The following is a 13,362-nucleotide window of genomic DNA, read 5'->3' on the forward strand; positions in this document are numbered from 1 at the left end:
TTTGGATTATCTTATTGATACACATAACAAATGAAAATAATTGATTTATCCTGGAGGCTACCAGGACCATTAGCCACATATCTGTTAGCAAAACAAGGTTTTGAAGTAATTAAGTATGAAGATAAATTTAGGAGAGATCCATTCCTTAACTGGACATGGGATGAATCTTTTTTACACATTTACAATTCATTCCAATCTAATAAAATTGTCAAGTTAATAGATTTTAATTCCCCTGAAGATATTAAAAATCTACATGATGAAATAAGAACTGCAAATGCTGTTGTAATGAGCTTTCCTGATAGAATTGAAGAAAAATTAGGGCTAAATTTTAATGATGTTAAATTGAAATTTAATGATGTATGCTTCATTCGCTTGGGGTTCAGAAAAGGGAGTAAGGAAAATGCTCATGATTTAAATACTTTGGTTCATAGTAATCTATTAAAATTACATATTCTTGATAGAAAAGATGATATTATTGCACCTCCTATTTTGCCAGTGACAGGTATGTTTTTTTCTCATCACATTGCAATTACAGTTTTAAATGTAATAATAAAACAAAAATTGCAAACTGAACCTATTCAAGAATGGTGCTTCTTACAAGATTCAGTAGATAACGCACAACAAGCCTACTATCCAAAATCTATTCAAGGTAGAAACCCTGCTACCTTTTTACATAATGGAAGGTTCCCTTGTTATAATATTTATAGAACTCTCGATAATGGATATGTTGCTATTGCTGTTGTTGAACCAAAATTCTGGGCTAGATTTCGTGAACTTACAGAATTGTCAATTTTAAATGATGATGATGGACTTTGTGAAGGTGCTAGATCTGATGAAGTAAAAAAAATTATTTTTAATAAGATAAATCAAAAAACATTGGAACAATGGGAACTTATTTTTAAAGATGAGAATTGTTGTGTTGATGTTATTAGAATTTGATTTTTAAAATGTCCATTTAAAGTTTTCAACAAACTCACCTCTTTAAATTTATTATTACAATTTTACATTTCTTAATTTTTAATTTCGTCAATAAATCTATAATTATTTCAATAAGATAAAATAAGTTATTTTCACGTGCATTTTTAAATTAAAACAATTTGACTACTCAAGATTTTAATACTTGTAATACTAACTTTTCTAAATCAAAACTTTTTCTACATAAATACTCAATGTTTATGATTGTAGGGGTTTTGTTATTAATCTTTATCGGTGGACAAGTTAAAAGTACTAATTCTGGCATGTCAGTTCCTGATTGGCCCAATACTTATGGTCATTTCATGTTTAGTTTCCCATGGGAAAAAATGGTTGGTGGAATTTTCTGGGAACATTCACACAGACTAATTGCCTCTGGAATGGGCTTATTTACTATAATTCTTACAATATTAGTTTATAAAATTGATAGTAGAATTTGGGTAAAAAGAATAGGGATGTTAGCATTGATTGCTGTTATTGTTCAAGGTGCTTTGGGTGGATTAACAGTTATGTTCAATCTTCCTGCTTGGATCTCTAGTTCTCATGGAACTTTAGCTCAAATTTATCTATGTATTATTACATCTATTGCTTTAATTACTTCTCCATGTTGGGTTGAGAATCCAATTAAAATAAAGGATTCAAGTAAAAATTCACTTAGAAAAATTGCAACTATTACCACATTTGTTATCTTCTCACAACTTTTGATTGGAGCAATTATGAGGCATTCAGAAGCTGGATTAGCAATTCCAGATTTCCCATTAATGTATGGAAAACTGATTCCGCCTTTAACAGAATCTGCATTAATTGAAGCAAACAATCAGCTGTTAAAATTTGGGATTCTATCTAAGAGTGGGAATTCATTTATTACTGCACCTCAAATGTTCATACATTTTCTTCATCGACTCTGGGCTTTTGTTGTTGTAATTTCAGTTGTTTTAACATTCGTAAATGTAAATAAAAATTTTAAAAATATTAAACAGCTTCACTTTCCAGCATTAATTTTACTTGTGTTAGTATTTGTTCAATTTTCTCTAGGAGTTCTAACCATACTAACTGAAAAACAATTTACAATTACATCTATTCATGTTGTTGTGGGAGCTTCAACTCTTGCAACAAGTTTTGTTTTGATGGTTAGATCAAAACACTTATTAATTAATTAATTATTTAATTTATATACTTTATAATTTCAAGTTTTTTAAAATTTGTTAATGCTAATATCGTAGAATTAATTTAGGCAACTATAGTAGAATTATTAAAAATAAATTGGACAACTCAACTAAAATAAATAACGGTATTTTTCTTTCAAAACAAGAATATAGCAAGCTGACAGGTTTTTTCTATTTGACTAAACCAAGGCTTACTTTATTATCTGTTATTACTTCATTGTTTGGTTATTCAGTTGCTTTGAATAAATCATTTTTATGGTCTGATTTAGTTATCTTATTTGTAGGTGCATATTTAATTGGAGGAGCATGCGGAGCTTTAAATATGAATGCTGAACATGAGCACGACTCATTAATGAATAGAACTAAGGGAAGACCAATTCCTGGAGGTAGAATTTCTCCAACTCAAGCAGTAGCATTTGGTTATACTTTGTGGTTGTTAGGTGTTTTGATCTTTATCTTAAAATTTAATTTGTTGAGTGCGATTATTGGATCATTGACAGTATTTACTTATGTTTGGATTTATACCCCTTTAAAACGCAAATCTACATTCAATACTTTATTCGGTTGTTTGCCTGGTGCTCTCCCTATTGCTTTAGGTTGGACTGCATCTAACGTTCAATTTAATATTGAAGCTTTAATTCTATTTGGTATTTTATTTTTATGGCAAATGCCACATTTTTTATCTTTAGCTTGGGTCTATCGAATTGACTATAACAAGGCTGGATATGCCATGTTGCCTAGTGTTGACCCAACTGGAAAGAAAACTTCATATCAAATATTATTTTATACCATTGCTCTTTCAATCACTAGTTTTGCTCCTTCTTTATTGAAATTTAATGGTAAAATTTATTTGATAATTTCTATTTTTTTAAGTATGATTTTTGTAATTTTAAGCATTGCTTTTTATAAGGAAAGAACTAATATCTCTGCTCAAAAATTGTTTAGATTTTCACTTTTATATCTCCCTTTAATTTACATTGCCTTACTTTTTGATATGATTTAGCAACTCAATGTTATGAACAAATCTTCTTTTCTTGTCATTTTATTCTTTGTTTCAATTGAGTATATATTGCTTTCTCAAAGTAAAGATACTTTAAAATCATCAGATGTAATCTCGTTTGTAAATCCTTATCCTTCAAATCAAATTACAATTATTTCTGAAGTAAGTACGGGTAAAATATTGTTTTGTGATAATTCTCCAGAGTTATTTAAAAGAAAGTTTATGCCTGGATCAATATTTAAAATTCCTATTTCAATATGTGCAATTATAAATAATTTTGATACAAATTTTATTTATAATTGTAAAGGGAAAGATTCTATTAATGGGGTTAAAATTAAATGTTGGAATTCTCATGGTCATGGTAAACAAAAGTTTTTGAAAGCATTCTCAAATTCTTGCAATTTGTATTTTAGAACAATTGCAAATTCAATCTCTACTGATTCCTTAATTGATATTGTTAATACTCTTGGAATGAATTATCCTAGTGGACTAGATGGAGATCCAAATCCATATCAGAAAATTTCTATAAATCCTTTCAATGTTTTAGGTGGTTCTTTTAATATGTCACCAATCGAGCTTTCTCAATTTGCAATAAAACTTGCAAAAAGAGGAACCAGTTTTGGCAAAATTTCTTTGAGCGATAAAAGGTTTGATATACTTTACAAATCACTTCATGAAGTTGTAATTAATGGAACCGCAAGCAATAGGAATTTAATTAAATATAAAGTATCTGGTAAAACTGGAACAGTTGATGAAAGCATGGGGAGTGCCAAACGTGCAGGCTGGTTCATTGGTTTTATGCCAACTATAGCTCCTAAGTATGCTATTTGTACTCTTAAAGAAAATTCTAGTGGACATACTGCAGCTTTGATTTCTGGAAAACAAATTGATTTTTATTTTAGGAATTTAAACAAATAATTTATCATTTGCATTTCTTTAATTTATAAATTCTTTTATTAAAAAGTTGCTGATTTTAAACCAAAACAATTTCTAAAAAATGAATAACGTAGATTCAAAAGGAAAACTTTTTATTGTTCCAACTCCAATTGGAAATTTAGAAGATATTACTTTAAGAGCTTTAAAAATACTTTCTGATGTTGATATTATTGCTTGTGAAGATACTAGAACAACTAGCCATTTATTAAAACATTTCAAAATTGAAAATAAAAAATTAATTAGTTGTTACTCTCATAATGAAGAAAGTAGAATTTCACAATTGATTTCATTAATCAATGATGGTAAGAGCATTGCATTGGTAAGTGATGCTGGAACTCCTGGAATTAGCGATCCAGGGGTTAGATTTGTTTCTGCTGCTATAAATGAAAATATAGTTATTGTTCCTTTGCCTGGTGCTGTGGCTCTAACTTGTGCCTTAACTGCAAGTGGCTTTCCAACAGATGAGTTTGTGTTCGTTGGGTTTGTTCCTCATAAAAAAGGTAGGCAAACACTTTTTAAATATATTTCTGAAGAAAAAAGAACAATTGTTATGTACGACTCACCTCATAGGATTCTAAAAACTCTCAGTGAAATTATTGAACATACTTCCGGAGATAGACGTGGAGCTATTTGCAGGGAGATCACTAAAATTTATGAAGAATTTAACAGAGGTACTTTAAAAGATTTATTTGAAATTTATGCTAACAGAGATTCTATTAAAGGGGAATTCGTTTTGATAATTGAAGGGAAAAAATAATCCTAACTATGAAATAATTTACTCATTCATAATTAGGATTCAATCTATAATACATTTAAATTTAAAAAGCTACACCAAATGTAAATTCAGTGTTATAATCTATCCTATTTAAATCAAACTCCTTTGTGCTTAAAAGTTCACCTTTAAATTTGTCGTAACCCATATTAAACTCTGCACCTATTCTAAGTACATTAGCCACTTCTAATGAAATACCTGTAATCACCATCATACCTAATCTTACACTTCCATTTTGAAAGGATTTTTGTGAAGTGCCTAAAATATCATTTGTGTTAAATTTAATTGGAACTGCAATACCTAAATAAGGATTTATACCTAACAAATCAAAATGCTTTTCAAAGCCTAAATAACCTATCACATCTTTTCTCTTGAAATCATAACTTGTTGAAACATCTTTGTCAATCTGATACTTTAAATTATCTAATCCAATACCAAGCCTTACAGCCCACATACCAGATGTAAAGAATCTGAGATTTAATGATAAGCTTGTTTCACCTTGAAATGCTAAGTTAGTTGAGTCTTTAGAAGTAATTGTTTCATTACTAATTGCTTTAATATTTGAAATAATTGAAATTGATTGTGCCTTTAACTGAACTTTGATTAACAAACACAACCCAATTAATAATATTATGTTTCCTCTAAAAAATAAATTTTTCATAACTACAATATAAGTATAAAATAAAAGTTATTATGAATTTGAACAGATTAGTTTGGTGTTAGATTAAATTAAATGAAAAAATAAAAAATATTTAAATGTTTGCTAATGAAATAAAATATCTTATTTTTGCCCTCCTAAAAAAAATTATGCTCCTATCGACTAGTGGTTAGGTCGCCACCCTTTCACGGTGGTAGCACGAGTTCGAATCTCGTTGGGAGTACTTAAGAAAAGTTAGTAGATATATTTTCAAAACAACAGAAGCTCGCATTTATGCGGGCTTCTGTTCTTTTAACGATTTTTGGAATTAATGTAATTTTGGATGTAATGACCCCTTATTGATAATTATTTATCTTTTACCAACTAAAAAAGCAATGAATTTTATGTCATACATTATTATGTACACAAGAAATAAAATAAAAAGCATGAAACTATTTACAACAATTTTAGTTTTACTTAAACTTACAATGACATTAATTGCACAGACATATCAAATGCCTGCCGAAACCTTACCCCACGAAGGAACTTGGTTACAATGGCCACACCAATATGAATACGGTATAACATATCGCAACAGGTTAGATTCAACTTGGGTATCAATGACTGCTGCTTTGGTTGGAAGTGAAAAGGTACATATTATTGCTTATAACTCAGCTGAACAAACGCGTATTACGAATTTGCTTATGGCTACAAATGTTAGTTTGACTAATATTGATTTTAAGTTATTTCAAACAAATGATGTTTGGGTAAGAGACAACGGACCTATTTTCGTAAGAGGTACAGGTGGAAATTTACTTATTGAAGATTGGGGATTTAATGGTTGGGGTGGTGACTATAATTATAGTCTTTGTAATTCAATCCCAACAAGCGTAGCAAATGCAATAAATTTGCCATTAGTTAATTTAAATTCAGTTATGACAATTGAAGGCGGATCCTTTGAATTAGATGGTAACGGAGTTTTTTTAGCTACAAAAAGTTCAATATTAACTCAAACAAATAAAGGAAAAGCACTTGCAATCAGAAATTTTGGTATGACACAAGCACAAGCTGAAACCATCCTAAAACAATATATTGGTGCAACCAAATTTATTTGGCTTGATGGTTTTTTAAAATCAGATGATATTACTGATGCTCACATTGATGGCTTCGCTAAGTTTGCTAATGATAACACTTTAGTAACTATGAATAATGCTGACTTACTTTATTGGGGACTATCCTCAACTGACATTGCTAAACTTTACAATGCAAGTAACGTTAATAATGTTGCTTACAACAAAGTTTATTTACCACTTTCACAAAATGATGTAGTAACAACTTACGGAAACAATTTAGGCTATAAAGGTTCGTATTGCAACTATTACATAGCTAATAATGTAGTATTAGTGCCAAATTACAAAGACCCTAATGATGCTGTTGCAAACGCCATTATTCAAGGATTGCATCCAGGAAGAAAAGTTATTGGAATTGATTGTAGGAATTTATATGTAAATGGAGGAATGGTTCATTGCGTTACGCAACAACAACCTTTGGCTTCAACAACAACAGGTATTAATGACAATTTTAAAGATGAATCAAAAATTTTACAAATCTCCCATAATCCTTTTAACTAGACAAAGACAAATTATCCAAGAGAGTTTTTTATTGATTGATTAACATTTCAAACTTATATTTAGAGTAAAAAACATTGTTCATTCGTCTTACAAAAAATGAGCATAGCTTTAACAATGAATGAAAATAATAAAATTACTCTCTCTGAAACTGTAAAACAATACAGCAGGCAATTATTTTCTTTTATCAAAGGTAAAACCAAAACTGCAGAAGATGCAGAAGATATACTTCAAGAAGTATGGTATCAACTAAGTCGTATTGTTAACTTAGAAGAATTAGAAAATGTAAGTGCTTGGCTTTATTCGGTTTCTCGAAATAAAATTATTGATTTATATCGCAAAAAGAAAACAAATAATATTGAAGATTATTCTTATGAAAATGAAGATGGTGTTTTTGAGATTAAAGACATATTATTGTTAGACGAAAGCCAGAATCCTGAATTGGCAATGTTTAAGGAGATGTTTTGGAAAGAACTAATGAAAGCTTTAGAAGAGCTTCCTGAAAACCAAAGACAAGTATTTATTGAAAATGAAATGGAAGATAAAACACTTCAACAAATTGCAGATGAACAAGGAGAAAAAGTTAAAACAATCATCAGTAGAAAAGGTTACGCAACAAAGCATTTACGAAAGAGACTGCAACTTATTTACAATGACATTATAAATATTTAGATTATGACTTATAACAGAAAAAAAATCTTTATACTCATACCAATAGCCATACTATTGGTTTTGCCATTTATGGTAATGTTACTTTGGAACAATATTTTAGTTGAACTTTTAAGTTTGAAAACCATTAGCTATTTACAAGCATTGGGTTTGTTTGTTTTAAGCAGAATATTGTTTGGTAGTTTTGGATTTGGCAACAGACCCAAGCCTCCTTATGCCAAACAATTTTTTAAAGAAAAATTGATGAACCTATCTGTTGATGAAAAATTAAGTATGAAAGAAGAATGGAAAAATAGAACTGAAAAAAGTGAAAAAAATTTAGAGTAAAAAACAAACTTGATCGACCACCTAATTATAACAAATTAAAATTTTAAAAAATGAACAAAAATGTTTTAAAGCCAATTATTGGTGGAGTTGTATTAGGGGCGATAGTATTTTTTACGGGTCCTTTATTATTGATTGTGTTGTTGCTAAAATTTATTTTCACCCCATTTGGAATGGGAAGAATGATGATGCAGCATAGGTTTGCTGGTCCAATGGGTTTTAACCCAAAAATGCAAATTTCTATGGCAGACAAAATTAGAAATATGAGTGATGAAGAGTTTACATCGCTTAAAAAAGAAATGAACTATAAATTCAATTGCAACAAAAATATTAATCAATCAAAAGAAATTAATGAAAAATAATCAAAGATTTGTAATCATAATTGTAAGTGCAATTATAACATTTGGAACACTTTTTGCCACCATTGGAAAACCACCATTTGTAAAGCATTTTTCACATTTTGCACATTGTGATCAAACTGAAGTTCCAAAAACTCCTCAAAAGTAAAAAGGAAAAAGTAAAAGTAACCTCAAAAGGGTTGCTTTTTTTTATTTTGATAAATGAGATTTCAAAAGAAAAGAATTTAAAATAAATTTGACAAAACATTTTAATATATTTTAGAACTATCTTTAGTAATTACAAATTGACAATAATTTATGTTTAGACACATAGGAGACAATAGAACATTAAAACATAATTTAAGGATTGCTTCTTTGCTTTCCTTAATAGCTGATATAGTAAATGTTGCGGGGTTTTTTAGCTGTTCAACGCTTCACAACTAAAGTTACTGGACACTTTGCCTTTTTTGTTGACTAAATTTTAAAACTTAATTTTTGGAAAGGTTTTTTTATTTTTTATATTTTTTCTTTTTCTTCTTTAGGATCTTTTGTATCAATTGTTATTGTTGAAATTATCTCAAAAGGTAATGTTAGGTTAATCTTTATAATTCCATCAATAATTGAAAGTTATATTCTGTTTTTAGTAGCAATATTCGGAAGATTTTATTTTCAGAAAATCCGAATCTTTTAGCATTTTCCTTCCTTTTTGCTATGGGTTTACAAAATTCATTAGTAACCACAATTTCAAATGCAACAGTCCGAGCTACTCATTTGACTGGGTTGTTTACTGATTTAGGGATAGAGCTTTCTCAATTATTCTTTTACAAGAGGAAAGTCCAAAAAGATAAACTCTACTCTTCAATAAAATTACGTTTAATAATTATTTTTTTTTGGGTGGTCTTGTGGGAGGTATATTTTATTCAACTTATCAGCTTTAAGTATTAGCAATAGCTGCAACTATATTACTTATCGGAATAATATATGACGACTTAATACTGAAAATTAAAATTCAAAACAGACAAAAAAAACGATTTAAATTAAAACGTTGCATAACAACTCATACTTAATAGATGTGGTTTTGTACTCCACATTCACATTTGTAGTTAGTCAAACATTTGTTCGCAGATTCATTAATTGTAGTGAACATTAGCACCCAAACAAAGCCAATTTACTATTTATTTACAAGTCTAATAATCAATATATTTCTATTCAACAAATAACTTAAATCTAAAATAAATACAAATCATTCTTAAAAGAAATATTATCAAATTATAACGTACATTTGCAAACCAAGTTACAGACTAAAATCGAACTGTTCAATTCATTTATTATCATTTATCATTAATAATTTATAATTCATCATTAATATAGATGCCAACACTACACTGGATAGGAAAAGATAAAGTTATCAATCATCACATGGATGTTCCATTTAAAGTATTGGAAAAAATTTACGATTTTGGAATTACGATTGACGAACTCGGCAAACCGCTACAAGAAAATGTACGATTGACGATTGAAGATTTACGATTGAATGATGCAGAAATTGTAAATCGTCAATCAAAAATAAAAAATCGTACATCTGGAAATATGATTATTCATGGCGACAACCTTGAAGCCTTAAAATCATTATTGCCTGAATACGAAGGAAAAGTAAAGTGCATTTACATTGACCCACCATACAACACAGGAAACGAAAGTTGGGTGTATAACGACAATGTGAACGACCCGAAAATAAAAAAGTGGCTGGGACAAGTTGTAGGCAAAGAAGCGGAAGACCTTACAAGACATGACAAATGGCTTTGTATGATGTATCCACGTTTAAAATTGTTACATAAACTTTTGGCTGATGATGGAGCTATTTTTATTTCTATTGATGACAATGAGCAAGCTAATCTGAAATTGGTTTGTGATGAGATTTTTGGGGCAAGAAATTATCTCGGATTAATTAGTAGAAAACAAAGTAGTGGTTCAAAAAATGATACTGGAAATAGTAAAGTTATAACAACCGCAGATTATATTCTTCCATACAAAAAAAACAATTTTGAGTTTATACCTTATCAAATCAAGAATAATAAAAAATTTAATCTTTCAGACGAAATAGGTTTTTTTAGTACACGGGCTTTAGAAATGCAAGGTGGTGGTGAGCATTACCAAAGGACAAAATGGCTATACAGTTTATTATCATTAAAAACAAGAAGACTATAGATTTTATTTGATTATGATTAGAGTTAAAAACCTTCAAATGATGAAGCAATGAAGATTTAATTAAAAACTAGATTACCTGTTATTAGACCTAGAAAGCGAGGGAATTAAGTTGGGACATGGACATGAGATAAACATTAACCAGAAAGATTTAATAATAATCTGGTACATTTTGATAAGAAAAGACTTTTTTAAAAAGGATGCGAAGAAGCAGAATTTTTAAATAAATATCCAGAAGCATTAATCAAAGATTATCTAAACAAACAAGGAACAAATGAATTAAAAGAAATTTTTGATTTTAAAACGTTTGATTTTCCAAAACCATCTGAACTCATAAAGTTTATTTGCAGTGTTTCAACTAACAAAAACTCCATCATCCTTGATTCTTTTGCAGGTTCGGGAACAACTGCACATGCAGTATTAAACCTCAACAAGCAAGATGGTGGCAATCGCAAATTTATTTGTATAGAAATGGAAGATTATGCCGAAACAATTACAGCGGAAAGAGTAAAAAGAGTGATAAAAAAAATGACGATTGACGATTTGGGATTGACGAATGAAAAAATCGTAAATCAAAAATCTAATATCGTAAATCATAATTTGAGTTTTGACTTTTATGAATTAGGACAACCAATGTTTTTAGAAGATGGTAATTTGAATGAATTGGTAGGCGTAGAGAAAATTCGCCAATACGTTTATTACACCGAAACCAAAGACAATTTACGATTTACGAATGATGATTTACGAATTGAGGAAATCGTAAATCAAAAATCAAAAATCGTAAATGATAACAAGCATTTCTTAGGCAAGAACAATGATACAGCGTATTACTTCAACTACGAGCAAGACGAAGTAACCACATTAGACCATGCTTTTTTAGCAACAATGAAAACCAAAGCCGAGCAGTATGTAATTTATGCGGACAACTGTTTGCTTACAAAAGATTTCATGACGAAGCATCACATCATTTTCAAAAAAATACCAAGAGACATAACAAGATTTTGACCACTGATTTTATTGATTAAATGATTTTACTATGATTAAAGAACAATATAAATATTCTGAAATAACCAGCAAAATACTTGCTTGTGCTTTTGAAGTGCATAAGTATTTGGGTAATGGTTTTCAAGAAGTTATTTATCAACGTGCTTTAGAAGAAGAGTTTAAAATTCAGGGACTTAGTTTTGCAAGAGAATTTGAAATGTTGATTTTTTACAAGGAAAAGCAAATAGGAACGAGGAGAGTAGATTTTTTGGTAGAAAATGTAATTTCATTAGAGTTAAAAGCCATAATAAAATTAGAAGATGTGCATTTAGCGCAAGCAATAAATTATTTGGAGGCATATAATTTAGAAATAGGAATGCTTTTAAACTTTGGAGCGAAGAGTTTAGAATATAAACGGTTTATAAACCCAAAAATTCAAATCAGCGCAATCAGAAAAATCAAATTAATCAGAGGTTCAGACAATGAAAGAAAATTCAGTAAAAATATTTGATCAAAAGCAAGTGCGAACCCATTGGGACGAGAAACAAGAGAAGTGGTATTTTTCAGTTATTGATGTAATTGAAATTTTGACCGGCAGTCCTCGACCAAGAAAATATTGGAATGCCTTAAAAACTAAGATGAAAGCCGAAGGAAGTGAGTTGTCCCAAAATATGGGACAACTGAAAATGCAGTCGGAGGATGGAAAATATTATAACACAGATGTGGCTGATACCGAACAAATATTTCGTTTGGTTCAATCTATACCATCTCCCAAGGCAGAGCCATTTAAAGTATGGATAGCCAAAGTGGCTCGTGAAAGAATTGATGAAATAGAAGACCCTGAAATAGGAATTGATAGACTGATGGAAATCTATTTGAAAAAAGGATATAGCAAAGAATGGATTAATCAGTGGCTAAAAAGCATTGAAATTCGAAAGGAACTTACTGATGAGTGGGAAAGTAAAGGCGTAAAAAAAGGACAGGAGTTTGCCATATTAACCGATGAACTTACCAATGCATGGAGTGGTTTTAGCACCAAGCAATACAAAGCATTTAAAGATTTAAAAAGAGAAAATTTAAGAGATAACATGACCAATTTAGAATTGGTACTAAATATGTTGGCAGAAGCATCTACCACAGAAATATCAAAAGATAAAAACCCAACAACATTTAACGAACATAAAATTGTAGCTCAAAAAGGCGGCAAAGTAGCAAAACTGCTCGAGTACAATTAGAAAATACTACGGGCAAAAAAGTAGTTACAAAACAAAATGCAAAAGCATTATCCACAACTAAAAAGAAACAAATAGACAAGTAATAATTTACGATTTTAGATTTACGATTTAAAGATTATGCAGGAACAAATTAAAAAACGTACTAAGCGAGTAGGATTGGAAGTAATTAAGCTTCTTGATGAGCTACCAAGTAAGCCATCAGCTTGGGCAATTGCAAAACAAATAGTAAGAAGTTCCACCTCTATTGGAGCAAATTACAGAGCCGCTTGTAGAGCAAAATCAGCTGCTGATTTTATAAATAAACTAAAAATTGTTGAAGAAGAAACTGACGAAACGCATTATTGGTTAGAAATACTCGAAGAAAGTGGATTAGTTCCATTTGCGAGAATTGAATTACTCAAAAAAGAAGTCGATGAGATTTTATCAATTGTAGTGTCATCAATCAAAACAATGAAAGCAAAACAAAATCAACAATCGTAAATCTCAAATCAACAAT

General features: G+C 29.7%; 13 protein-coding genes, 1 tRNA gene and 3 pseudogenes. 16 read left to right on the forward strand and 1 reads right to left on the reverse strand.

The window, feature by feature from the left end; translation table 11 throughout:
• Positions 1 to 30 precede the first annotated feature (30 nt).
• From IPP08_11165 to rsmI, 5 genes are all read left to right on the forward strand, one after another.
• A complete protein-coding gene (locus IPP08_11165; protein ID QQS66312.1) occupies positions 31 to 939 on the forward strand; it encodes a CoA transferase in 909 nt (302 codons plus the stop codon).
• A 158-nt stretch (positions 940 to 1,097) separates the two neighbouring features.
• Positions 1,098 to 2,132, forward strand: coding sequence for a heme A synthase (locus tag IPP08_11170; GenBank protein QQS66313.1), 1,035 nt, complete (start codon positions 1,098 to 1,100; stop codon positions 2,130 to 2,132).
• Between the two features lie 103 nt (positions 2,133 to 2,235).
• On the forward strand, positions 2,236 to 3,141 hold the full coding sequence (gene cyoE / locus IPP08_11175) for a protoheme IX farnesyltransferase (GenBank protein ID QQS66314.1): 906 nt from the start codon (positions 2,236 to 2,238) through the stop codon (positions 3,139 to 3,141).
• Between the two features lie 12 nt (positions 3,142 to 3,153).
• Positions 3,154 to 4,056 (forward strand): hypothetical protein, encoded by a 903-nt coding sequence (locus tag IPP08_11180; GenBank protein QQS66315.1) that lies wholly within the window; start codon positions 3,154 to 3,156, stop codon positions 4,054 to 4,056.
• 79 nt (positions 4,057 to 4,135) lie between these two features.
• Complete coding sequence (rsmI, locus tag IPP08_11185) at positions 4,136 to 4,831, forward strand: 16S rRNA (cytidine(1402)-2'-O)-methyltransferase (GenBank protein QQS66316.1); 696 nt, start codon at positions 4,136 to 4,138, stop codon at positions 4,829 to 4,831.
• A 61-nt stretch (positions 4,832 to 4,892) separates the two neighbouring features.
• Here rsmI and IPP08_11190 read toward each other — a convergent pair whose 3' ends face one another.
• Positions 4,893 to 5,507, reverse strand: a complete 615-nt coding sequence (locus tag IPP08_11190; protein QQS66317.1) for a hypothetical protein — start codon at positions 5,505 to 5,507, stop codon at positions 4,893 to 4,895.
• Positions 5,508 to 5,655: 148 nt separating this feature from the next.
• Here IPP08_11190 and IPP08_11195 point away from each other — a divergent pair.
• From IPP08_11195 to IPP08_11245, 11 genes and pseudogenes are all read left to right on the forward strand, one after another.
• Positions 5,656 to 5,727: transfer RNA gene (locus IPP08_11195), tRNA-Glu, on the forward strand.
• A gap of 271 nt (positions 5,728 to 5,998) precedes the next feature.
• A complete protein-coding gene (locus tag IPP08_11200; GenBank protein QQS67881.1) occupies positions 5,999 to 7,114 on the forward strand; it encodes an agmatine deiminase family protein in 1,116 nt (371 codons plus the stop codon).
• A 114-nt stretch (positions 7,115 to 7,228) separates the two neighbouring features.
• On the forward strand, positions 7,229 to 7,783 hold the full coding sequence (locus tag IPP08_11205; protein ID QQS67882.1) for an RNA polymerase sigma factor: 555 nt from the start codon (positions 7,229 to 7,231) through the stop codon (positions 7,781 to 7,783).
• 3 nt (positions 7,784 to 7,786) lie between these two features.
• Entirely contained in the window at positions 7,787 to 8,107 is a 321-nt protein-coding gene (locus IPP08_11210) for a hypothetical protein (GenBank protein ID QQS66318.1), read from the forward strand.
• A 50-nt stretch (positions 8,108 to 8,157) separates the two neighbouring features.
• Positions 8,158 to 8,466, forward strand: a complete 309-nt coding sequence (locus IPP08_11215) for a hypothetical protein (GenBank protein ID QQS66319.1) — start codon at positions 8,158 to 8,160, stop codon at positions 8,464 to 8,466.
• Positions 8,456 to 8,611, forward strand: coding sequence for a hypothetical protein (locus IPP08_11220; protein QQS66320.1), 156 nt, complete (start codon positions 8,456 to 8,458; stop codon positions 8,609 to 8,611). The genes IPP08_11215 and IPP08_11220 overlap by 11 nt, the downstream gene beginning before the upstream one ends.
• 149 nt (positions 8,612 to 8,760) lie before the next feature.
• Positions 8,761 to 9,509, forward strand: a pseudogene (locus IPP08_11225) (DUF1275 domain-containing protein).
• 304 nt (positions 9,510 to 9,813) lie between these two features.
• Positions 9,814 to 11,652: pseudogene (locus IPP08_11230) on the forward strand (site-specific DNA-methyltransferase).
• Positions 11,653 to 11,683: 31 nt separating this feature from the next.
• A complete protein-coding gene (locus IPP08_11235) occupies positions 11,684 to 12,142 on the forward strand; it encodes a GxxExxY protein (protein QQS66321.1) in 459 nt (152 codons plus the stop codon).
• Positions 12,114 to 12,949, forward strand: a pseudogene (locus IPP08_11240) (Bro-N domain-containing protein). The gene IPP08_11235 and the pseudogene IPP08_11240 overlap by 29 nt, the downstream one beginning before the upstream one ends.
• A gap of 31 nt (positions 12,950 to 12,980) precedes the next feature.
• Positions 12,981 to 13,346, forward strand: coding sequence for a four helix bundle protein (locus IPP08_11245; protein ID QQS67883.1), 366 nt, complete (start codon positions 12,981 to 12,983; stop codon positions 13,344 to 13,346).
• The last annotated feature ends 16 nt before the right edge of the window (positions 13,347 to 13,362 follow it).

The sequence above is a fragment of the Chlorobiota bacterium genome, from assembly GCA_016700335.1.
Classification (GTDB): domain Bacteria; phylum Bacteroidota; class Ignavibacteria; order OLB7; family OLB7.

What these genes read in the sequence shown, in the direction of transcription:
- IPP08_11165 (QQS66312.1), top strand. Translation starts at nt 31, where the DNA reads ATGAAAATAATTGATTTATCCTGGAGGCTACCAGGACCATTAGCCACA.
- IPP08_11180 (QQS66315.1), top strand. Translation starts at nt 3,154, where the DNA reads ATGAACAAATCTTCTTTTCTTGTCATTTTATTCTTTGTTTCAATTGAG.
- rsmI (QQS66316.1), top strand. Translation starts at nt 4,136, where the DNA reads ATGAATAACGTAGATTCAAAAGGAAAACTTTTTATTGTTCCAACTCCA.
- IPP08_11190 (QQS66317.1), bottom strand. Translation starts at nt 5,507, where the DNA reads ATGAAAAATTTATTTTTTAGAGGAAACATAATATTATTAATTGGGTTG.
- IPP08_11200 (QQS67881.1), top strand. Translation starts at nt 5,999, where the DNA reads ATGCCTGCCGAAACCTTACCCCACGAAGGAACTTGGTTACAATGGCCA.
- IPP08_11205 (QQS67882.1), top strand. Translation starts at nt 7,229, where the DNA reads ATGAATGAAAATAATAAAATTACTCTCTCTGAAACTGTAAAACAATAC.
- IPP08_11210 (QQS66318.1), top strand. Translation starts at nt 7,787, where the DNA reads ATGACTTATAACAGAAAAAAAATCTTTATACTCATACCAATAGCCATA.
- IPP08_11215 (QQS66319.1), top strand. Translation starts at nt 8,158, where the DNA reads ATGAACAAAAATGTTTTAAAGCCAATTATTGGTGGAGTTGTATTAGGG.
- IPP08_11220 (QQS66320.1), top strand. Translation starts at nt 8,456, where the DNA reads ATGAAAAATAATCAAAGATTTGTAATCATAATTGTAAGTGCAATTATA.
- IPP08_11235 (QQS66321.1), top strand. Translation starts at nt 11,684, where the DNA reads ATGATTAAAGAACAATATAAATATTCTGAAATAACCAGCAAAATACTT.